Origin of the sequence: Burkholderia sp. B21-005 (assembly GCF_020843965.1) — a bacterium.
Classification (GTDB): Bacteria; Pseudomonadota; Gammaproteobacteria; order Burkholderiales; family Burkholderiaceae; genus Burkholderia; species Burkholderia ambifaria.
Genome location: NZ_CP086301.1, coordinates 3,091,729 through 3,112,372, shown reverse-complemented (window position 1 = coordinate 3,112,372; position 20,644 = coordinate 3,091,729). Strand labels below are relative to the sequence as shown.

General features: G+C 65.7%; 21 protein-coding genes and 1 tRNA gene. 6 read left to right on the top strand and 16 right to left on the bottom strand.

Annotated features, from left to right (window positions below):
* Window positions 1-464: 464 nt before the first annotated feature.
* The 5 genes from cydX to rpoH all read right to left on the bottom strand — a co-directional run bounded on the left by cydX (window position 465) and on the right by rpoH (window position 4,919).
* A complete protein-coding gene (cydX, locus tag LMA02_RS14515; protein WP_124615840.1) occupies window positions 465-587 on the bottom strand; it encodes a cytochrome bd-I oxidase subunit CydX in 123 nt (40 codons plus the stop codon).
* 54 nt (window positions 588-641) lie between these two features.
* On the bottom strand, window positions 642-1,778 hold the full coding sequence (cydB, locus tag LMA02_RS14510) for a cytochrome d ubiquinol oxidase subunit II (protein ID WP_228905760.1): 1,137 nt from the start codon (window positions 1,776-1,778) through the stop codon (window positions 642-644).
* 31 nt (window positions 1,779-1,809) lie between these two features.
* A complete protein-coding gene (locus LMA02_RS14505; RefSeq protein ID WP_228905759.1) occupies window positions 1,810-3,387 on the bottom strand; it encodes a cytochrome ubiquinol oxidase subunit I in 1,578 nt (525 codons plus the stop codon).
* Entirely contained in the window at window positions 3,377-3,655 is a 279-nt protein-coding gene (cydP, locus tag LMA02_RS14500; protein ID WP_416378709.1) for a cytochrome oxidase putative small subunit CydP, read from the bottom strand. The genes LMA02_RS14505 and cydP overlap by 11 nt, the downstream gene beginning before the upstream one ends.
* A gap of 328 nt (window positions 3,656-3,983) precedes the next feature.
* Complete coding sequence (rpoH, locus tag LMA02_RS14495) at window positions 3,984-4,919, bottom strand: RNA polymerase sigma factor RpoH (protein WP_166723814.1); 936 nt, start codon at window positions 4,917-4,919, stop codon at window positions 3,984-3,986.
* Window positions 4,920-5,279: 360 nt separating this feature from the next.
* Between rpoH and LMA02_RS14490 the strand changes: the two genes are divergently transcribed.
* Both LMA02_RS14490 and LMA02_RS14485 read left to right on the top strand, forming a co-directional pair.
* Window positions 5,280-5,849, top strand: a complete 570-nt coding sequence (locus LMA02_RS14490; protein ID WP_228905758.1) for an acyloxyacyl hydrolase — start codon at window positions 5,280-5,282, stop codon at window positions 5,847-5,849.
* 45 nt (window positions 5,850-5,894) lie between these two features.
* Entirely contained in the window at window positions 5,895-6,278 is a 384-nt protein-coding gene (locus tag LMA02_RS14485; RefSeq protein WP_228905756.1) for a nuclear transport factor 2 family protein, read from the top strand.
* A gap of 143 nt (window positions 6,279-6,421) precedes the next feature.
* Here LMA02_RS14485 and leuA read toward each other — a convergent pair whose 3' ends face one another.
* Together leuA and ybiB are read right to left on the bottom strand one after the other, a co-directional pair.
* Window positions 6,422-8,068, bottom strand: a complete 1,647-nt coding sequence (leuA, locus tag LMA02_RS14480; protein ID WP_228905754.1) for a 2-isopropylmalate synthase — start codon at window positions 8,066-8,068, stop codon at window positions 6,422-6,424.
* A gap of 410 nt (window positions 8,069-8,478) precedes the next feature.
* Window positions 8,479-9,453, bottom strand: a complete 975-nt coding sequence (ybiB, locus tag LMA02_RS14475) for a DNA-binding protein YbiB (RefSeq protein WP_228905753.1) — start codon at window positions 9,451-9,453, stop codon at window positions 8,479-8,481.
* Between the two features lie 190 nt (window positions 9,454-9,643).
* Here ybiB and maiA point away from each other — a divergent pair, with 190 nt between their 5' ends.
* On the top strand, window positions 9,644-10,288 hold the full coding sequence (gene maiA / locus LMA02_RS14470) for a maleylacetoacetate isomerase (protein WP_006760402.1): 645 nt from the start codon (window positions 9,644-9,646) through the stop codon (window positions 10,286-10,288).
* 104 nt (window positions 10,289-10,392) lie between these two features.
* Here the strand turns inward: maiA and ftsY are convergent, their stop codons facing one another.
* Window positions 10,393-11,553 carry a signal recognition particle-docking protein FtsY gene (gene ftsY, locus LMA02_RS14465; protein WP_228905751.1) on the bottom strand — a complete coding sequence of 387 codons (1,161 nt, stop codon included), beginning with the start codon at window positions 11,551-11,553 and terminating at the stop codon, window positions 10,393-10,395.
* Window positions 11,554-11,754: 201 nt separating this feature from the next.
* Here ftsY and rsmD point away from each other — a divergent pair, with 201 nt between their 5' ends.
* From rsmD to LMA02_RS14450, 3 genes are all read left to right on the top strand, one after another.
* A complete protein-coding gene (gene rsmD, locus LMA02_RS14460; protein ID WP_228905749.1) occupies window positions 11,755-12,369 on the top strand; it encodes a 16S rRNA (guanine(966)-N(2))-methyltransferase RsmD in 615 nt (204 codons plus the stop codon).
* A 111-nt stretch (window positions 12,370-12,480) separates the two neighbouring features.
* Window positions 12,481-12,978 carry a pantetheine-phosphate adenylyltransferase gene (gene coaD, locus LMA02_RS14455; protein ID WP_006398238.1) on the top strand — a complete coding sequence of 166 codons (498 nt, stop codon included), beginning with the start codon at window positions 12,481-12,483 and terminating at the stop codon, window positions 12,976-12,978.
* A gap of 59 nt (window positions 12,979-13,037) precedes the next feature.
* Complete coding sequence (locus LMA02_RS14450) at window positions 13,038-13,304, top strand: YfhL family 4Fe-4S dicluster ferredoxin (RefSeq protein WP_006760398.1); 267 nt, start codon at window positions 13,038-13,040, stop codon at window positions 13,302-13,304.
* A gap of 82 nt (window positions 13,305-13,386) precedes the next feature.
* Here the strand turns inward: LMA02_RS14450 and hisC are convergent, their stop codons facing one another.
* The 8 genes from hisC to LMA02_RS14410 form a co-directional block, all read right to left on the bottom strand.
* A complete protein-coding gene (gene hisC / locus LMA02_RS14445) occupies window positions 13,387-14,454 on the bottom strand; it encodes a histidinol-phosphate transaminase (protein WP_228905742.1) in 1,068 nt (355 codons plus the stop codon).
* A gap of 125 nt (window positions 14,455-14,579) precedes the next feature.
* Window positions 14,580-15,179: an aminoacyl-tRNA hydrolase gene (gene pth / locus LMA02_RS14440; protein WP_006760396.1), complete on the bottom strand. Its 600-nt coding sequence runs from the start codon at window positions 15,177-15,179 to the stop codon at window positions 14,580-14,582.
* Between the two features lie 118 nt (window positions 15,180-15,297).
* Complete coding sequence (locus tag LMA02_RS14435) at window positions 15,298-15,906, bottom strand: 50S ribosomal protein L25/general stress protein Ctc (protein ID WP_228905740.1); 609 nt, start codon at window positions 15,904-15,906, stop codon at window positions 15,298-15,300.
* 162 nt (window positions 15,907-16,068) lie between these two features.
* Window positions 16,069-17,031 carry a ribose-phosphate pyrophosphokinase gene (locus LMA02_RS14430; protein WP_011657974.1) on the bottom strand — a complete coding sequence of 321 codons (963 nt, stop codon included), beginning with the start codon at window positions 17,029-17,031 and terminating at the stop codon, window positions 16,069-16,071.
* A gap of 44 nt (window positions 17,032-17,075) precedes the next feature.
* A tRNA-Gln gene (locus tag LMA02_RS14425) sits at window positions 17,076-17,152 on the bottom strand.
* A 53-nt stretch (window positions 17,153-17,205) separates the two neighbouring features.
* Window positions 17,206-18,087, bottom strand: coding sequence for a 4-(cytidine 5'-diphospho)-2-C-methyl-D-erythritol kinase (gene ispE, locus LMA02_RS14420; protein WP_228905739.1), 882 nt, complete (start codon window positions 18,085-18,087; stop codon window positions 17,206-17,208).
* A 27-nt stretch (window positions 18,088-18,114) separates the two neighbouring features.
* Complete coding sequence (gene lolB, locus LMA02_RS14415) at window positions 18,115-18,735, bottom strand: lipoprotein insertase outer membrane protein LolB (protein ID WP_228905738.1); 621 nt, start codon at window positions 18,733-18,735, stop codon at window positions 18,115-18,117.
* Entirely contained in the window at window positions 18,735-20,558 is a 1,824-nt protein-coding gene (locus tag LMA02_RS14410; protein ID WP_228905736.1) for a tetratricopeptide repeat protein, read from the bottom strand. Before LMA02_RS14410 ends, lolB begins: the two co-directional genes overlap by 1 nt.
* Between the last annotated feature and the right edge of the window lie 86 nt (window positions 20,559-20,644).

Here is a 20,644-nt window from a genome sequence, read left to right as displayed (position 1 = left end):
TTCGGCACGCGAGTCGCGTGCGTTACGGAACGGGAGGCGGGCACGCGTGCCGATCCGATCGGCGAGGGCACGTCGGCGCGTTCATCGGGAATGGGCAGCAGATGCGGCGGCGTCGATGCGTGCGTCGCCGGCGGTATCAGGGTGGTCGCGCCCGACGGCAACGGCGAGCGCCGTCACCCGGCAACCGGCCGCCGCACGCAAGCGGCGACGCGACGCGCAGGCGCGCGCCACACACGGGATTCGCATGTCTCCCCCACTCAAATGGATTCGGCCTGTCGGCGGCCGCGTCCAACGATCATATGAAACCTTTTATTGGTATTCAAGTGGTATCAATCTGGCGCTAAATTGGGATCGGCCTGCGGCGCGTGCCCCCACTGCCCGGACGAAAAAAAACCTCGCATGAAGCGAGGTTCGTTCCCGACGCAGCGGTGGCGGGCGAGGTGCGCGCCGCCACCGCGCACGCGTCAGTCGCGGCGCGCGCGCGCCGGCGCTTCCTGCGGCTTCTGCCGCGCTTCGAGCCACATCGCGTTGACGATGCCGAACGACAGCGCGACGCCGATACCGAGAATCCAGCTGAAATACCACATGATCCGACTCCTTGCGAAACGGTGGGCGAGGGCGTGTGCGCGCCCCGGCCCGGTTCAATACATCGAGTGCTCGTTCTCTTCGAGCGTCTGGCGCGTGACCTTGCCGCGCATCACGCGGTAGACCCAGCTCGTGTAGAGCAGGACGATCGGCAGGAACACGATCACCGCGAACAGCATCACCTGCAGCGTCATGTGGCTCGACGTCGAATCCCACACGGTCAGGCTGCTGCGCGGGTCGAGCGACGACGGCATGATGAACGGGAACATCGAGAAGCCCGCGGTCAGGATCACGCCGGCGATCATCAGGCCGGTGCAGAAGAACGCCGTCTTTTCCTGTCTGGAGCCGGCGAGCAGCAGCGCGAGCAGGCCGCCCGCGATCCCGACCACCGGCGCCGCCATCATCCACGGATACTCGCCGTAGTTCGCGAGCCACAGGCCCGAACCGGCGGCGACGTCCTTCAGCAGCGGGTTCGCGACCGTGTCGTTCGGCGCGGCGTGCGTGATGTGGAAGCCGCCGATCGTCGATGCGACCAGCACCCCGGCCAGCACGAACAGCACGACCGCCAGGAGCGCCGACACGCGCAGTGCGATCGACGCGCGGCGCGCGATCACGCCGTCGGTCTTCATCTTGATGAACGCGGCGCCGTGCGCGACGAGCATCGTGAGGCTGACGAGCCCGCAGAGCAGCGCGAACGGGTTCAGCAGCGCCCAGAAGCCGCCGTAGTAGGTCACCCGCAGGTCACTGTCGAACTTGAACGGCACGCCCTGCAGCAGGTTGCCGAACGCGACGCCGAACACCAGCGCCGGTACGAAGCCGCCGACGAACAGGCCCCAGTCCCAGCCCGCGCGCCAGCGCGGGTCGGGCCGCTTGCTGCGATAGTCGAAGCCGACCGGCCGGAAGAACAGGGCGAACAGCACGAGCAGCATCGCGAAATAGAAGCCGGAGAACGACGCGGCGTAGACGAGCGGCCACGCGGCGAACATCGCGCCGCCGGCCGTGATCAGCCACACCTGGTTGCCTTCCCACGTCGCGCCGACCGTGTTGACGATGATGCGGCGCTCGTCGTCGGTCTTGCCGAGGAACGGCAGCAGCGCGGTCGCGCCCATGTCGAAGCCGTCGGTGACGGCGAAGCCGATCAGCAGCACGCCGACGAGCAGCCACCAGATCAGCTTGAGAGTTGCATAGTCCATAGCGATTCCTTGTTCCGTTGCGGGGGCGTGCTCAGACCGTGGCACGCTCGCCGGCGGCGAGTTCGTGGTGATAGCGGCCGGTATGCAGCGACGACGGGCCGAGACGCGCGTACTTGAACATCAGCTTGATCTCGATGACGAACAGCGCGGTGTAGAACACGATGAAGCCGGCGAGACTCAGGTACAGGTCGCTCGGCTGCAGGCTCGACGCGGACAGGTGCGTCGGCAGCACGCCGGCGATCGTCCACGGCTGGCGGCCGAGCTCGGCGACGATCCAGCCGAATTCGATCGCGATCCACGGCAGCGGGATCGCCCACACCGCGTAGCGGAGGAACCAGCGGCGGTTGTCCTGCAGCAGCTCGCGGCGCGCGCAGAACCAGAACGCGGCAACGAACGTCGCGACGAACAGGAAGCCGAGGGCCACCATGATCCGGAACGAGAAGAACACGGGCGCGACCGGCGGGATCGTCTTCTTCGCGGCGGCCTTGATCTGCTCGGGCGTCGCGTCCGTCACGTTCGGCGTGAACTGCTTGAGCATCAGCCCGTAGCCGAGATATTCCTTGTGCTGGTCGAACAACGCGCGGGTCGCCTCGCTCGTGTCGCCCTGCTTGATCTTCTGCAGCGCGCCGTACGCGACCATCCCGCTCTGGATGTGCTCCTCGCTGTGCTTCGCGAGCTCGCGCAGGCCGATCACCGGCTCGTCGATCGAGCGCGTCGCGATCAGGCCGAGCGCGTAGGGGATCTTGATCGCATAGTCGGTGCGCTGCGCTTCCTGGTTGGGAATGCCGATCAGCGTGAACGACGCGGGTGCCGGCTGCGTTTCCCATTCGGATTCGATCGCGGCGAGCTTCATCTTCTGCACTTCGCCGGTCGTATAGCCCGATTCGTCGCCGAGCACGATCACGCAGAGCGTCGCTGCGAGGCCGAAGCCGGCCGCGACCGCGAACGAGCGCAGCGCGAAGTCGACGTCGCGCTTCTTCAGCAGGTACCACGACGACACGCCGAGCACGAACATCGCCGCCGACACGTAGCCGGCCGACACGGTGTGCACGAACTTCACCTGCGCGACCGGGTTGAACAGCACGTCGAACAGGCTCGTCATCTCCATGCGCATCGTCTGGTAGTTGAACGCCGCGCCGACCGGGTTGTTCATCCAGCCGTTCGCGACGAGGATCCACAGCGCGGACAGGTTCGAGCCCAGCGCCACGAGGAACGTGACCATCAGGTGCTTGATCTTCGACAGGCGGTTCCAGCCGAAGAAGAACAGGCCGACGAACGTCGATTCGAGGAAGAACGCCATCAGGCCTTCCACCGCGAGCGGCACGCCGAAGATGTCGCCGACGTAGTGCGAGTAGTACGACCAGTTCGTGCCGAACTGGAATTCGAGCGTGATGCCGGTCGTCACGCCCATCGCGAAGTTGATCCCGAACAGCTTGCCCCAGAACTGGGTCATGTCCTTGTAGACCTGCTTGCCGGTCATCACGTAGACGGCTTCCATGATGACGAGCAGCCAGGACAGGCCGAGCGTCAGCGGCACGAACAGGAAGTGGTAGAGCGCCGTGATGCCGAACTGTAGACGTGACAGATCGACGACTTCGCTACTTATCATGGTGGTCTCCCTCGGTAGATGCAGGAGCCGGCACCGAGAGCAGCTTCTCGGCGACGACGGCAGGCGGCAGCGACATGTGCTCGGCCTGCGGATGATTGAAGAATGCGTATTTGAGCGACATCAGGAGGATCAGCTTGACGATCAGCACCAGCGTGATGTCGCGCATGAGGGTCGGGCCGCGCGCCCACGCGGCGATGCGCGCGCGCCAGCCGATCGTGCCGGCGGCCCGCGGGGGAGGCGGCGCAGGCTCTTTGTTGATCGAGATCAAGGCGATTATCCTGAATCGATTTACGTGGGTTTTGGGGCGACTTTACGTCGGATTTATGACGGCACTTGAGCTGTTTTAATCCTTTTAAGCCGACATGCCAATTTTAAAGCGCCGGCTTTCCGATGCCGAGTGCCGCGCTGCGGCAGACCGTCGCGAATCGCGGGCCAAAACTTGAGGTAGATCAAGGGTATGCGGATGGGGCTGGAATCCGTCCGATAGCCGGTCAATAAGGCCGATTAATTAGCGGAGCAATGTGCGAAACGACAGACGAAAAAAAACCGCTGCCGGTCGGGCAGCGGTTTTCGGTGAAGCGCTCTAAATCGCGAATTTATGCGTATTCGGCGAGTGCGGTGCGCATCTTCTTCATGGCGCTCGCTTCGATCTGGCGGATGCGTTCCGCCGACACGCCGAATTCGGCCGCGAGATCGTGCAGCGTCGAGCCGCCCGAACCGTCGTCGTCGACGTGCAGCCAGCGCGCCTCGATGATCCGGCGGCTGCGTGCGTCGAGCGCCTCGAGCGCCTGCGCGATGCCGTCCGTCTGCAGCATGTCGCGCTGACGCGCGGCGAGCACGGCGCTCGGCTCGTTGTGCGAATCGGCCAGGTAGGCGATCGGCGCATACGACTCCTCGCCGTCGTCCACTTGCCCCTCGAGCGCGATGTCGCCGCCCGACAGGCGCGTTTCCATCTCGGTCACGTCTTCGCGCTTGACGTTGAGCTCTTGCGCGAGGCCGTCGATTTCCTCGGGCGTCATCGCCTGCATGCTCTTCTTGTGGCTGCGCAGGTTGAAGAACAGCTTGCGCTGCGCCTTCGTCGTCGCGACCTTCACCATCCGCCAGTTGCGCAGGATGTACTCGTGGATCTCGGCCTTGATCCAGTGGATCGCGTACGACACCAGGCGCACGTTTTGCGCCGGGTCGAAACGCTTCACCGCCTTCATCAGGCCGATGTTGCCTTCCTGGATCAGGTCGCCGTGCGGCAGGCCGTAGCCGAGATAGTTGCGCGCGATCGACACGACGAGCCGCAGGTGCGACAGCACGAGGCGGCGTGCCGAGTCGAGGTTGTTGTCTTCGCGGAATTCGGTCGCATAGCGGCGTTCTTCCTCGGCGGTCAGCAGCGGGATCCGGTTGACGGCCTGGATATACGCGTCGATGTTGCCAAGCTGGCCCGGCAACATCGAATGAGTTGCGAGCGCCAGCGAGCCTGCCGATTCGGCCTTGGCCGGCGTCGGGCTCAGGGTGTTCGGAAGGGTCAGGGCGTGGCTCACTAAAAAACTCCTTTGGAATCAGGGACAAACCCCTGGTCTCGGATGAGATTCCGGGGCCCATCTTAGCACTCCCGTAATTCGAGTGCTAATCCTTAGAGGGCGCGTGGGCATCCAAGTTCCCGGTTTTTCTATCGAACTTGTCGAGTCGATAGTCTAATTTGCGACAGGGCTCGCTGGACGAAGTTCCGTAAACCCTTGTTTCAGATGGTAATCAGTAGACGTTTTCGATTTTTGTAGTTTTGGAAGCAAACAATTTCGCTTCGTGATGCCGATCCGAAAAGTCCTTTACCATACCATTCAGTTCGCTCGGGCCGGCCGCTGCGGCAAGGCTCCATTCAACCCGCAAAGTTGGAGTGTCAGATGAACAATAAGAAGAATCGCCGGTCCCATTCCCGGCTTGCGCTGCATGCGCTGTTGGCGGCGTCGCTGCTGGGCGGATCGGGGGCCGCATTCGCGGACCGGTGGGGGATCCAGGCGGGCGGCGGTTTTTCCGATCGCCACGGGATCGACAAGGCCGATCTCGCCGTGGTGTGGGATCCGGGCTGGAACTGGTGGGAAATCGGCGGCTGGCACTTCGCGTTCGTGATGGAAGGCCACGCCGGCTACTGGCATACCGGCGGCAACGTTCACGCCAATATCGGGGAGTTCGGCGCGACGCCGATGTTCCGTTTCATCAAGAGCGCGGGCCAGGTTCGCCCGTTCATCGAGGCCGGCGCCGGCATCCGGTTCCTGACTCACCCGACGATCTCGAACAATCTGTCGCTGTCGACGTCCTTCCAGTTCGCGGACGTGGTCGGCGTCGGCGCGCAGTTCGGAGAACGCCAACAGTATCAGCTCGGTTACCGTTTTCAACATGTGTCTAACGCGGGTATCAAAGAGCCGAATCCTGGTATAAATTTCCACCAGTTCTACGTGCAGTACAACTTCTGATCCGCACGCCCGCGCACGGCGGGCGCGTTGCCGAGGAGTCAGGCGATGACGAAGGTGGTCGATGCGATTCGCGCGCTCGAGCGCGATCGGTTCCGGGCGATGGTCGACGGGGACGGCGAGGCGCTTGACGCGCAATTGTCGGACAAGGTGTTCTTCGTGCACACCAACGGCAAACGCGAAACCAAGCAGCAGTTCATCGACGCAATCGTCGCCGGCCGCCGCCGCTATCGCCAGATCGAAATCCAGTCGCAGGACCTGCTGCCCGTCGGCGACGCCACCTGCGTCGTCACCGGGCGCGCGCTGATCGAGATGGAAACGAACAACGGCGGGCTGGTGTTTCCGATCGCCTATACGGCCGTCCATACCCACGAGCGGGGCCACTGGCGCCTGCTGGCGTGGCAGGCGACGCGGTGCGCGACCGAGACATGAGCGCGCGTGGCGCTCCTTTTCATGTCCCCACCGAAGCGGCCTCCTGGGCCGCTTTTTGCTGGCCCGTGCGGCGCGGATCGCGCGGCGCACGGGCGGTCACGCCCCGCTCCCTGACGTTCAAACCCTGAAGTGAAACCCGGTGCTCAGGCCGCCGCGCGTCGGTCGGCGCAATGCCAGGCCGAGCGGTTGATCGCGCTGACGACCGCGTCGAGCGCCGCGCTCGCCGCATCGGCGTGCACCCCGACGCCATGCCGCAGCGGCGCATCGCCGATCCGGCAGCCGACCGATACCGCGATCCTGCCGTCCGTCGTGCGCGCGTGTTCGCACGACGCGACGTCGATCGTCGCGCCGGCCGCCGTCGCGAAGGCTGCGGCCATCCGTTGCACGGCGTCTTCGGGCGTCGCGTCGGCCGGCGGCGCAGCCGCGATGTCGCGGTTCTGCCAGCGTGCGGCATCACCGTGGCGCGCGGCCGGGCCGGCGGTCTCGAAGAATTCGCGGGCGAACAGCGCGCAGATCGCATCGCCGGTCACTTCCTCGCCGGACGCGTCGGCGAGCGTCTGCACCGCGTGGCTGAATTCGATCTGCACGCGGCGCGTCGGCGTGAAGCCCATCCCGCGTTCGAGCAGGAACGTCGCGCCGCCCTTGCCGGACTGGCTGTTCACGCGGATCACCGCGTCATAGCTGCGGCCGAGGTCGGCCGGGTCGATCGGCAGGTACGGCACTTCCCACACCGCGTCGGGCCGCTGCTGCGCGAAGCCCTTGCGGATCGCATCCTGGTGCGAGCCGGAGAATGCGGTGAACACGAGGTCGCCCGCGTACGGATGGCGCGGATGCACCGGAATCTGGTTGCAGCGCTCGACCACGCGGCGCACCGCGTCGATGTCGGAGAAATCGAGGCCCGGGTCGATGCCCTGCGTATAGAGGTTCAGCGCGAGCGTGACGAGATCGACGTTGCCGGTGCGCTCGCCGTTGCCGAACAGGCAGCCCTCGATGCGGTCGGCGCCCGCGAGCAGCGCGAGTTCGGCGGCCGCGACCGCGGTGCCGCGATCGTTGTGCGGATGCACGGACAGCACGATGCTGTCGCGGTACGCGAGATTGCGGTCCATCCACTCGATCTGGTCGGCGAACACGTTCGGGCCCGCGGCTTCGACGGTCGCAGGCAGGTTGACGATCATCTTGTGATCGCGGGTCGGCCGCCATGCCTGCGCGACCGCGTCGCACACTTCGCGCGCGAACGTCAGTTCGGTCATGCTGAAGGTTTCCGGCGAGTACTGGTAGGTCCAGTGCGTGTCCGGGCGGGCCGCCGCATGTTCCTTGATGAGGCGCGTGCCGTCGACCGCGAGTGCCTTCACGTCGTCCTTCGACATCCCGAACACGATGCGCCGGAACGACGGGCAGATCGCGTTGTACAGGTGCACGATCGCGCGCGGCACGCCTTCGAGCGCGTCGAAGGTGCGTGCGATCAGGTCTTCGCGCGACTGCACGAGCACTTCGATCGTCACGTCGTCGGGGATGCGCTTGTCGTCGATCAGCTTGCGGACGAAATCGAAGTCGGTTTGCGACGCCGACGGAAAACCGACTTCGATTTCCTTGAAACCGATCGCAACCAGCATGTCGAAGAATTCCAGTTTCTGCTCGATGCTCATCGGCTCGATCAGCGACTGGTTGCCGTCGCGCAGGTCGGTGCTCATCCAGACCGGCGCACGCTCGATGGTGCGGGTCGGCCAGCGGCGGCCATTGAGGCGGACGGGTTCGAACGGACGGTACTTGTCTTGCGGGTTGCGCTTCATCTTCTGGACCTCGGGTCTCAAGTCGCGAGCGAAGACGGGCGGCAGGGGCGACGGTTGGCGCTGCCTCGCACCGTGGCGCAGGAAAAAACGCGCCGCGGATGCGGATGATCTTCGCGAATCGACCGACGGATAGACGGACGAATGCTGACGACTTCGGGTTGTAAAAACTGCGAGAAGGGTGCTGCGAGGAACTGCTGGAGGGACCGTGCGGACAGCACACGGCGCTACGAGAGCCTTAGGCTAGTCGTAGCGATAGCGACCGCGCTAGGCGGCCGGAGGTAATTCGGAGGGTGTTCGGAAAGGAACGCATGGCGACAACTCTATGCCAGGATGCATGCGCGTGTCAAATGGTCGGTTCAAAGGTCGGCGCGAAAGGGGCCGACCCGGATGCGGCCGACCCGGGATACCGTTTACGGTGCGGTCCGGACGATCCGCACGATTGTCGCGACCTGCCGCGCAAGCGCGTCGGGCACCGGAATTTCGCCGCGCAGCACGGCGTCCGTCCAGGCGGCCGTCGTCGCCGCGTCGCGCGATTCGGGCAGTGTGACGGGCGGCGCGTCGGTCGACGAGCGCTCGGCCTCGATCAGCGTGTCGCACACGCCGTCGTGCAGCCAGTCGACCTGCACCTGGCGCCGCGTGTCGGCCGCCGCTTCGCCTTCGGTGCCGCGCGCGAGCAGCGCACCGCCGAGCGCGGCGTCCGGATGATCGCGGAACAGTTGCGCGAGGCTCTCGCGGTACGGCGGATGCGTGTAGTTGACGAGCCGCAGCCCGGCCGGCGCGAACGGCTGCAGGATCTTCACCAGCGTGTGCGTGGAGTTGCGCACGCCGAGCACGCGGCGCATCGACAGCAGGCGCGCGATGCGCGGCGCCAGCGCATCGATCGGCGCGAATGCGACGCGGCGCTCGGCGAGCGTGTCCTCGATCGCGTCGTGCGACGTCGACGGCGCGATCGACAGCGCCGAGAAGATCTCCGCGCTCGTCACGCGGCCCGGATCGCGGTCGACGCCGTGCACGAGCACCGGCACGCCTTCGCGCGCGAGCAGCAGCGCGAGCAGCGGCACCAGGTTCGGCTGCTTGCGCGCGCCGTTGTAGCTCGGAATCGACACCGGGCGGAACGCGGCATCCTGCACGTGCACGGGTTCGAACGACGCCTGCGCGGCGGCGAGCATCGCGGCCAGTTCGTCGGCGCTTTCACCCTTCAGGCGATAGGCGATCAGGATCGCGCCGAGCTCGACGTCCGACACGCGGCCATCGAGCATCGCGCGGTAGAGCTCGAACGTGTCTTCGGCGGACAGCGCGCGTGCGCCGTTCGGGCCGCGGCCGATTTCCTTGATGAAGCGGGCGCAAGGGAACGGCGAGGCTGCGGAGTCGTGGGGAGCGGTCATCGGGCGTGGGGCGGGCGGCCGGCATCGGGCCGCGCGGTGAACGGTAAGGAATGCCCCGAGTATCGCATGGGCGCGGCTCGCTCAAGGGCGCGGCCGCGCGCGTCGGCACCGCGCGGCGCGCTAAACTCGGGTTCCCGGCGGTGCCCTGCGCATCGCGTTGCCGGCCGAATATGACTACGAGAGACATCCCATGAAGCTCTATAGCTATTTCCGCAGTTCCGCGTCGTACCGCGTGCGGATCGCCCTGAACCTGAAGCAGCTGCCGTACGAAACGGTCCCCGTGCACATGCTGCGCGACGGCGGCGAGCAACTGAAGGACGCCTACCGCGCGGTGAATCCGGATGCCGTCGTGCCGACGCTGATCGACGGCGATGCCACGCTGCAGCAATCGCTCGCGATCATCGAATATCTCGAGGAAACGCATCCCGAACCCGCGCTGCTGCCGAAGCAGCCGGGCGACCGCGCGTATGTGCGGGCGATCGCGCTGCAGGTCGCGTGCGAGATCCATCCGCTGAACAACCTGCGCGTGTTGAAGTACCTGAAGCACACGCTGAAGGTGCCGGAGGAAGCGAAGAACGAATGGTATCGGCACTGGATCGAGGCGGGTTTCGCGTCGCTCGAGACGCGCCTCGCGAACGATCCGCGCACCGGCAAGCTTTGCTTCGGCGACACGCCGACGCTCGCCGATATCTGCATCGTGCCGCAGGTGTTCAACGCGAACCGGTTCTCGATCGATACGACGCGCTTCCCGACGATCCAGCGGGTGGCCGATTACGCGTCGACGCTCGACGCGTTCAAGGCCGCCGAGCCCGGCGTGCAGCCCGACGCCGAGTGAATGCCGAGTGACGCCGAGCGATGCCGCGGCCGCCGGCTGGCAGTTTCCGGCGCGCATGAAAAAGGGCGCCCGGAGGCGCCCCGTGCGATGCGGGCCGGCGGCGTTCAGTCGAGTAGCGCGTCCGCGAATTCCACGGCGCTGAACGGCTGCAGGTCCTCGACCTTCTCGCCGACGCCGATGAAGTAGACGGGCACCGGGCGCTGCCGCGCGATCGCGGCGAGGATCCCGCCCTTGGCGGTGCCGTCGAGCTTCGTGACGATCAGGCCCGTGAGGCCGAGCGCATCGTCGAATGCCTTCACCTGCGTGAGCGCGTTCTGGCCGGTGTTCGCGTCGATCACGAGCAGCACCTCGTGCGGCGCGCCGTCGTGCGCCTTCGAGATCACGCGCTTCACCTTCTTCAGCTCTTCCATCAGGTGCAGCTGTGTCGGCAGGCGGCCGGCCGTGTCGGCCATCATCACGTCGATCTTGCGCGCGCGCGCGGCGCTGACCGCGTCGAAGATCACCGCGGCCGGGTCGCCGCTTTCCTGCTGGACGACCGTCACGTTGTTGCGTTCGCCCCAGACCGCCAGCTGTTCGCGCGCGGCCGCGCGGAACGTGTCGCCCGCGGCCAGCAGCACCGACTGGTCGAAGCTCTGCAGATGCTTCGCGAGCTTGCCGATGCTGGTGGTCTTGCCCGCGCCGTTCACGCCCGTGATCATCATCACGAGCGGCTGCGCGCGGCCGAGCATCAGCGATTTCTCGAGTGGCTTCAGCAGTTCGACGAGCAGGTCGTGCAGCGCGCTCTTCACCTGCTGCGGATCGGTCAGCCGGCCGGTTCGCACTTTCTCGCGCAGCGCACCGAGCAGGTACTCGGTCGCATCGACGCCGGCGTCGGACATCAGCAGCGCGGCTTCGAGTTCTTCGTACAGGTCCTCGTCGATCTTCGTGTTGACGAACACGCCGGTGATGCTCGAACCCGTCTTCGCGAGGCCCGTTTTCAGGCGCACGAGCCACGATTTCTTCGCCGAGGCGTCCTGCGTCGGCGGCGGCACGATCTCGACCGCTTCGACGACTTCGTCGGTGCCGTTGTTGGTCGGCGTGACCGTCATCACGACGGCCGGCGCGGCCGGTTGCGGTTGCGCGGGGGCGGGCGGTGCTTCGATCGCCTGACGGGCATCGCGGGCGGGCGCGTCGGACGGCTCGTCCGGTTGCAGCGCGTCGGCCGATTGCGATTCCGTGGAGTCGGACTCCTGCGTTTTCTTGAATCGTTTGAAGAAGCTGAACATGGTCTGACGTCGGGAAGAGGGCGGGGCGCCGCGGGGCGGCGCGCGACAGGGGCTGTCGGGCGTGCGCACGGCGGCCGAAACCGTGCATTTTATCAGTGCGGCGCGGCACTCGCGTCAGCCGGTGCCGCCGCTGTGGTAACGTGCGCCTGTTTGGCGGTGCGCCCCCGTGCGCACCCGGTCCCTCCGTCGTCGATATTCCGTATGTCCCGTTCCTCTTCCGGCCGCCCGGCGGCCCCCTCCGGCCGCGGCAAGCCGCACACGATCCGCATCATCGGCGGTGACTGGAAACGCACGCCGCTCGCCGTGCTCGATCTCGACGGCCTGCGGCCGACGCCCGATCGCGTGCGCGAGACGCTGTTCAACTGGCTCGGCCAGGATCTCGAAGGCCGGCGCTGCCTCGACCTGTTCGCGGGCACTGGCGCGCTCGGGTTCGAGGCCGCGTCGCGCGGCGCGACGAGCGTCGTGATGGTCGAGCGCCACCCGCGCGCCGCGCAGCAGCTGCGCGCGATCAAGGACAAGCTCGGCGCGCGCTCGGTCGAGGTCGCGGAAGCCGATGCGCTGCGGCTCGCGGCCGGGCTGACCCCGGGCGCGTTCGACGTCGTGTTCCTCGATCCGCCGTTCGGCGAGGCGGCCGTGCTCGATCGCGCGATCGTGCTGGCGGCGCCGCTCGTCGCGCCGGATGGCTTGCTCTACGTCGAGACGGGGGCGGAGCTCGACCCGGCCGCGCACGAAGCGCTCGCCGGCTGGCAGGTGGTCAAGCACGGCAAGGCCGGTGCGGTTCACTACCATTTGCTGCAGCGCGAAAATGATGAATAATGCGCGTTCCATACGAGGCGGCGCGCCGGAAAGGCGACGCATGCCCATCTCGGCAGTGGCGTGCGCATCGCACGGCTGCCAACCCGTTTGCGTGATGACAGGAGGAGCGACATGGTAGTCGCCGTGTATCCCGGTACGTTCGATCCGCTGACGCGCGGGCACGAAGACCTCGTGCGGCGTGCGTCGAGCATTTTTGATACGCTGGTGGTCGGTGTGGCCGACAGCCGCGCGAAGAAGCCGTTCTTCTCGCTGGAAGAACGTCTGAAGATTGCGAACGAGGTGCTCGGCCATTATCCGAACGTGAAGGTGATGGGGTTCAAGGGCCTGTTGAAGGACTTTGTCCGCACCAACAACGCGCGCGTGATCGTGCGCGGCCTGCGTGCCGTGTCCGATTTCGAGTATGAGTTCCAGATGGCGGGGATGAACCGCTATCTGCTGCCCGACGTCGAAACGATGTTCATGACGCCGTCCGATCAATACCAGTTCATCTCGGGGACGATCGTGCGCGAAATCGCGCAGTTGGGCGGCGATGTCAGCAAATTCGTGTTCCCGTCCGTCGAGAAGTGGTTGACCGAGAAAGTCGCCGCGATGGGAGGCCCGGCCGCGTGACGCGGCGCCGGCCGGTTTCGTCGCGAAGCCGGCCGCCGGCCTGAAGAAGTGAGATCAGTATGTCTTTGATGATTACCGACGAGTGCATCAATTGCGACGTGTGCGAGCCCGAGTGCCCGAACGGCGCGATTTCGATGGGCCCGGATATCTACGTGATCGACCCGAACAAGTGCACCGAGTGCGTCGGCCATTTCGACGAACCGCAGTGCCAGCAGGTGTGTCCGGTCGAATGCATTCCGCGCGATCCGCAGCATGACGAATCGCACGCGCAGTTGATGGAGAAGTATCACGCGTTGACCGCCGCGAAGGGCGACGACGCGCAGTGACCCCGCCGTGACGCGCGCGTCACGACGTCGCGATTTCCTCGACCGGCGCCCCTCGGCGCCGGTTACGCTTCCCGCTTGTGCTTCAGCCGATCAAGTCGCGCAACGCCGCGACGAGCGCATCGCATTCCGCGTCGGTGCCGACGGTGATGCGCAAGTGCTGGTCGATGCGCGCCGCGCGGAAGTGCCGCACGAAAATTTCCCGATCCTTCAGCTTTGCCGCGATCGCGCCCGCATCGTGCGCGAGGTGGCGCGCGAACACGAAATTCGCGGCCGACGGCACGACGTCGAAGCCGAGCGCCTCGAGCGCGTGCGTGAGGCGCGCACGGGTATCGATCACGCGCCGGCAGGTCGCGTCGAAATAGTCGGTGTCTTCGTATGCGGCCTGGGCAGCGACCTGCGCGAGCCGGTCGAGCGGATAGGAGTTGAAGCTGTCCTTTACGCGATTGAGCGCGTCGATCAGCGCCGCATCGCCGAACGCGAAGCCGACGCGCATGCCCGCGAGCGAACGCGCCTTCGACGTCGTGTGCACGACGAGCAGGTTCGGATAGCGGTCGATCAGCGTGATCGCGGATTGCGCGCCGAAATCGACATACGCTTCGTCGATCAGTACGACCGACGACGGGTTCGCGGCCGCGATACGTTCGATGTCCGCGAGCGGCAGCGCGCGCCCGGTCGGCGCGTTCGGGTTCGGAAACAGCACGCCGCCCGCGTCGTCGAGATAGTCTTCGACACGGATCGAGAAGTCGTCCGCGAGCGGCACGACCGTGGTCTCGACGCCGTACAGGCGCGCGTAGGTCGGATAGAAGCTGTACGAGATGTCGGGAAAGCGCAGCGGCCGGTCATGCTTGAGCAGTGCCTGGAATGCGTGCGCGAGTACCTCGTCGGAGCCGTTGCCGACGAAGACCTGTTCGGGCTTGATGCGGTGATGGGCCGCGACCGTCTCGCGCAGTGCGCGCGCGAGCGGATCGGGATAGCGGCGCAGCGTGTCGCCGGTGTCACCGAGTTCGCGTGCGATCGCCGCGACGACGCGCGGCGAAGGCGGATAGGGATTCTCGTTGGTATTCAGCTTGACGGGGTGTGCGAGTGCGGGCTGTTCGCCCGGCACGTAAGGCACGAGTTGCTGAACGACGTCGCTCCAGTAACGGCTCACCGCTTGGCTCCTGACGGGCAAAAACGACCAGATTACCGCATGTGGGCGACGCGGTGCGCAATTGCACGGGGCCGAGAGGCCGCCCGGCGCCGCCGGACGGCACGTTGCACCATGCCGGTGCGGCTTCAGTTGCGATGCAGCTGCATCGTCGCGCGGTCGAGCTCACCCTTGACGACCATCGGCATCACGGCGAGCGCGCGCTCGATCGATGCGTCGATCACGTCCTGCTCTTCACGGCGCGGCGGCTTCAGCACGAAGTTCGCGACGTCGGGCTTCGCGCCGGCACGCGCGCCTTCCGGGATCAGGTCGCGCGGATGGCCGATGCCGATGCGCAGCCGCCAGTACTGCTGCGACGACAGGTGCGCGGAGATGTCCTTCAGGCCATTGTGGCCGCCGCTGCCGCCGCCGAGCTTGAGCTTCACGGTGCCGGGCGGCAGATCGAGCTCGTCGTGAGCGACGAGGATCTGGTCGGGCAGGATCTTGAAGAAACTCGCGAGCGCGACGACCGACTGGCCGGAGCGGTTCATGTAGGTTTGCGGCTCGAGCAGGTGGACTTCCTCGCCGTGCAGGCGCGCTTTCGCGTAGAAGCCGTGGAAGCGGCGCTCGTCGCGCAGCGTCGCGCCGGCTTCGCGGGCGAGCTGGTCGACCAGCCAGAAGCCGGCATTGTGGCGCGTCGCAGTGTATTCCGCCCCGGGGTTGCCGAGGCCGACGATCAGTTTGATCATGACGTTTCGTAGGCGGCAGCGCCGCCTGGGCGCAGAAAAAGAAAAACCCGCCGGGCGAGCCGCGGCGGGTTGCGTCGACCGTTTCGTGAAACGGATCGAACGGGCGCGTGGGCAGCCCTTAGGCAGCCGGCGTTTCGCCTTCGCCTGCTGCGTCCGACACGGCGCCAGCCGGGATCGTCGCCGATGCGACAACCGGGTTTTCCGCGTCGATGTGCGCGACCAGTGCCACGCCGCTCGGCAGCGTGATGTCCTTCGCGTGCAGCGACTGACCTGCTTCGATCTTCGACAGGTCGACTTCGAGGAATTCCGGCAGAGCCGACGGCAGGCACTCGACTTCGATTTCCGTCGCGACGTGCGAGACGACTGCGCTCGACAGCTTCACTGCCGGGCTGACTTCAGCGTTCAGGAAGTGCAGCGGCACCTTCGTGTGCAGCTTCTTCTTCGCGTCGACGCGCTGGAAGTCCACGTGCAGCACGAGTTGCTTGAACGGGTGGTATTGCACGTCGCGCAGCAGAACCTGTTGCGACTGGCCGGCCACTTCGAGATCGAGGATCGACGAGTGGAAGGCTTCCTTCTTCAGTGCGTGCCACAGCGCGTTGTGATCGAGTTCGATCTTTTGCGGGGCTGCTTCGCCACCGTAGACGATACCCGTGGTCTTACCAGCGTTGCGCAGGCGGCGGCTCGCACCCGTACCTTGCTCTTGGCGCTCGAAAGCGACGACTTTCATGTGATTCTCCATTAGCTGCCCGCGACCAGGCAGTAAAACGGGGCCTGCGAAATGGCGGCCCCTGATGAAACGGGCGGGGTTTCGTCTATCCCGTCCGATTGTGCAAAAAGCGAAGCGTTGCCGCTTCGCTTTCTGCGCATGCTTTTTTGTGTCGTTACGCGATCAGGATTCCGCGAACAGCGACATCACCGAGTCGCCGCGACGGATTCGCGAGAACGTTTCGGCCAGCAGGCTCGCGCTCGTCAGCGAGCGGATCTTCGAGCAGGCCAGCGATTCGGCCGACAGCGGGATCGTATCGGTGACGACCAGCTCGTCGAGCTCCGATGCGGCGATACGCTCGGCGGCGCCACCCGACAGAACCGGGTGCGTCGCGTACGCGAACACTTGCTTCGCACCGCGATTCTTCAAGACTTGCGCGGCCTTGCAGAGCGTGCCGGCCGTATCGACCATGTCGTCCATGATCACGCAGGTGCGGCCTTCGACTTCACCGATGATGTTCATCACTTCGGCGACGTTCGCTTTCGGACGACGCTTGTCGATGATGGCGAGATCGCAGTTGAGCTGCTTCGCGAGTGCCCGGGCGCGGACCACGCCGCCGACGTCCGGCGACACGACGAGCAGATCCGAGTAGTTCTGCTTGCGCAGGTCACCCAGCAGGATCGGCGTTGCGTAGATGTTGTCGACCGGGATGTCGAAGAAACCTTGAATCTGGTCGGCGTGCAGATCCATCGTGATGATCCGCTCGACGCCGGCGATTTCCAGCATGTTCGCGATGACCTTCGCCGAGATCGCGACACGCGCCGAGCGCGGGCGACGGTCCTGGCGGGCATAGCCGAAGTAGGGGATGGCAGCGGTGATCCGGCCGGCGGACGCACGCTTGAGCGCGTCGACCATGATCATCAGTTCCATCAGGTTGTCGTTCGTCGGCGCGCACGTCGATTGCAGGACGAAGACGTCCTTGCCGCGCACGTTTTCCTGGATCTCGACTTGAATCTCGCCGTCGGAGAAACGGCTGACCATTGCTTTGCCGAGGGGGATTCCAAGGATATTGACGACTTCCTGGGCGAGCGCGGGATTCGCGTTGCCAGTAAAGACCATCAGGCCATCAAGGCTGTGGCTGCTCATCGTGCACCTGCTTCAGGCTTGGGCGGGAAATGCGGGAAAATTTTTGGCAGGGGAGGAAGGACTCGAACCCTCGCATGCCGGAATCAAAATCCGGTGCCTTGACCAACTTGGCGACTCCCCTACACTCAACTGATAACTTCACCGGAGTTGTAGGCCATCCGGTAAAGCAAAACTTCATGACGCGAAAGCGAAGAGCGGATGCTCGTTCAGACTCTCGGCAACTGCACCGTTCCAACCGGTGGGCAGCTTGGCTTTCGCCGCTTCTGCCTCGTGCTTGCTTTGAAACGCTGCAAACACGCTTGCTCCGGAGCCGGTCATCCTCGCGGGGGTCACATTATACAACCATTTGACCACCTGCGCAACTTCCGCGTACTTACTTGTCACAACTTGCTGCATATCGTTCCGGCCGAAACTGTCTGGCCATCCCGCATCGCTGTTTTGCTGTGCAAGAAAGTCAGCAATTGTGACTGGCTTCGTATTTCTTGTCAACAACTCATCTGAAAAAATTTCAGCGGTGGGGACATGAACTCGCGGCGTCACAACCAGGAACCAGCGAGTCGGCAATTCTACCTCAGCTAATTCTTCTCCGATACCCTCTGCGAACGCATTTTTTCCAAAAACAAAAAACGGGACGTCGGCGCCGAGTTTGACCGCGAGCGATTGCAGTTCCGTACGCGACAGGTCGAGCTGCCACAGGCGGTTCAGCGCGAGCAGCGTCGTCGCCGCGTCGGAGCTGCCGCCACCGAGGCCCGCGCCCATCGGCAGGCACTTGTCGATCTCGATGTCGACGCCGGCCGCGGTGCCCGTATGCGCTTTCAGCAGGTTGGCCGCGCGCACGACGAGATCGCTTTCCTCGGGCACGCCCGGCACGTCGGTGACGCGTGCGACGCGACCGTCGTCGCGCAGCGTGAAGTGGAGCGTGTCGCCCCAGTTCAGCAGCTGGAACACGCTTTGCAGATCGTGATAGCCGTTCGGACGACGGCCGGTGATGTGCAGGAACAGGTTGAGTTTCGCGGGCGCAAGGCAGTTGCGCAGCGAGCGGGTCGAATCGGTCATGCGTATGTCGGGGCTAGGTTCACGTGCTTACTGGTCGAGCACGAGCTTGATGTCGAGCGGCGGCGTCGCGCGCACGAGGTTGACGCGTTTGACGCCGGTGGCCGGTGCGTCCGCGTAGGCGAGGTAGTCGATCGTCCAGCCGTCCTGGCGAATCTGCTTGACGTGTGTCGCGTCGGCCGGGTCGCGCACCGTCTGCGCGGGCGTGGCGGGCGCGGGCGTCGGCAGCAGCCAGTAGCGCAGGCCAGCCAGCGGCAGCGAGAAGCCGAGCGTGTTCTGCATCAACTCGCCGACGTCGGTCGCGTACTGCGGCTGGCGGTTCGGCAGTTCGAGCGTTGCGGCCTGCGGCGTCGCTTTCACGACTGCGAGCGTCTGGCCGAGCGGGCTGCGCAGTTCGAGCGACACGTCGTCGCCGTGCTCCAGCCAGTCGAAGTTGCCGTACACGTTTTGCTGCCTGCCGAGACGGTCGTTGTACTGCACCGCGAAACGGCCATGGTACGCATGCGTCGCGGCCGTCTGCAACGCGGCGCCAGCCGGCGCGTTCGCCGACGGCGGCGTGCTCGCGCAGCCGGCGAGCGCGAGCGCCGCGCCGGCCGCGGCCAGCGTGCGCTGCGCGCGGGAAGACAGGGAAAGCATCGGGAACATCCGCATCAGAGGCCGTTGATCTGGAGGCGCTTCAGCGTCTGCACGAGCGTGTCGTTGTCGGGCTCGAGCTTTTGCGCGGCTCGCCATGCGATACGCGCGTCGTCCTGCGCGCCGCTTTTCCACAGCACTTCGCCGAGGTGCGCGCCGATCTCGGCATTCGGCTGCAACTCGAACGCGCGCTGCAGCACCTTGGTCGCGCCGGTCGTGTCGCCCATCCGGTACTTCACCCAGCCGAGGCTGTCCATGATGTATGCGTCGTTCGGCGCGAGCGACAGTGCCTTGTCGATCAGCTTGCTGGCCTCCGGCAGGCGCTGATTGCGATCGGCCAGCGAATAGCCGAGCGCGTTGTACGCCTGCGGGTTGTCGGGCTGCGTGCGGATCAGCTCGCGCAGCTGCTTTTCCATCGTCGCGTAGTGACCGGTTTTTTCGGCCGCCATCGCGTAGTCGTAGCGCAGGTCCGGATCGTCCGGGAAGTCCTGGACCGCCTGGCCGAGCCGCGCCTCGGCTTCCGGATAGCGCTTCGCGGTGAACAGGATCGACGCGTCGGTGCGTGCGACCACGGCCGCATCGCGTGGATCGCTGATCGGCAGATCGTCGAGCACCTTGCGGGCCTCGTCGGTCTTGCCTTGTTTCTGCAGCAGCTGCGCGCGCGTGATTTGCGCCGGCAGGTAGTGCTGGCTCGTCTGGTCGACCTTGTCGAGCCATTGCGACGCCTGCGCGTCGTTGCCCTGCTCGATCGAGATCTGCGCGAGGTAGATGTAGCCCTGGCCGACGTCGAGGTTCGACTGCTTGTCGCCGAGCTGCACGTATTGTTTCAGGTACGCGCTCGCGTCGTCGAGCTTCTTCTGCTGGATCTTGATCAGCGCGAGCGCCATCAGCGGCGTCGGGTCCTTCGAGTCGAGCTTGCGCATCGTCTCGAACTGTTTCTGCGCGTCGTCGAGGCGGTCGTCGGCGAGATAGAGCTGCGACAGCGCGAGTCGCCCATCGCGCGACTTCGGATTCTGCTGAACATATTTCTCGAACGACGCGATGCCGGTCGCGCGCTCCGCGGGGCCCATCTGCGACAGCATCAGCGCCGCCGGCAGGTAGTCAGGACGGATCTGCAGTGCCTGCTTCAGCGACCGCGCCGCGCCTTCCTTGTCGTCGACCGCCAGTTGCTGCCGCGCGATCGCGAGCTGCGCCTCGGGGCGGTTCATGTCGTTCTTCAGCATGTCCTTCAGCACCGCGAGGCCAGCGACGCGGTCGGAGCCGCGCACCAGCAGCGCCTGCAGCGCGAGGATCGCGGGACCGCGCGTTTCGCCGGTCGCGCGGGCCAGCTCGCGCGCGAGCAGCGGCTGCGCGTCGGCCGGCTTGCCGGCGAGCACCAGCAGCGCGGCGTCGACTTGCGATGCGCGGTTCGAATCGGGCGCGTACTGGCGCCACAGATTGGCCGCGGACAGCGCGTCGGCCGGGCTTTGCGCGCCCAGTGCGATCTCGGTCGCACGCTGCGCCATGCGCGGATCGCGCGTGTCGCGGGCGAGGGCGAGGTAGGTCTGGTAGGCCGGCGCCGGCTGGTTGCGCTGGAGCGCAACTTCGGCGGCCAGCACCTGATAGACGATCTGGCTCGTCAGCGGGACGCCGGGGAGATTCTTCTGCTCGTCCGCCATCACATGCTCGAACGCGCCCTGCGGCTGCGCGTCGTCCGATGCCGGATCCTGCGCGTGAGCCGGGAAGGCGGTGAGGGTCCAGGCGGCGAACAGCGCGGCGCCGAGCGCGCGGCGGACCGGGAAGGCGCGCGCGCCGTGCTCGGCGGCGGGGCGCTTCAGAAGCAGCTTCGAGGGCAGAGTCATGGAAATCCGTTCGATGTTTCAACCGATTGTAACGCGCTCGCTACAATACACGCACGATCGTGAATCCCGTTTCAGACCCGCAAAAT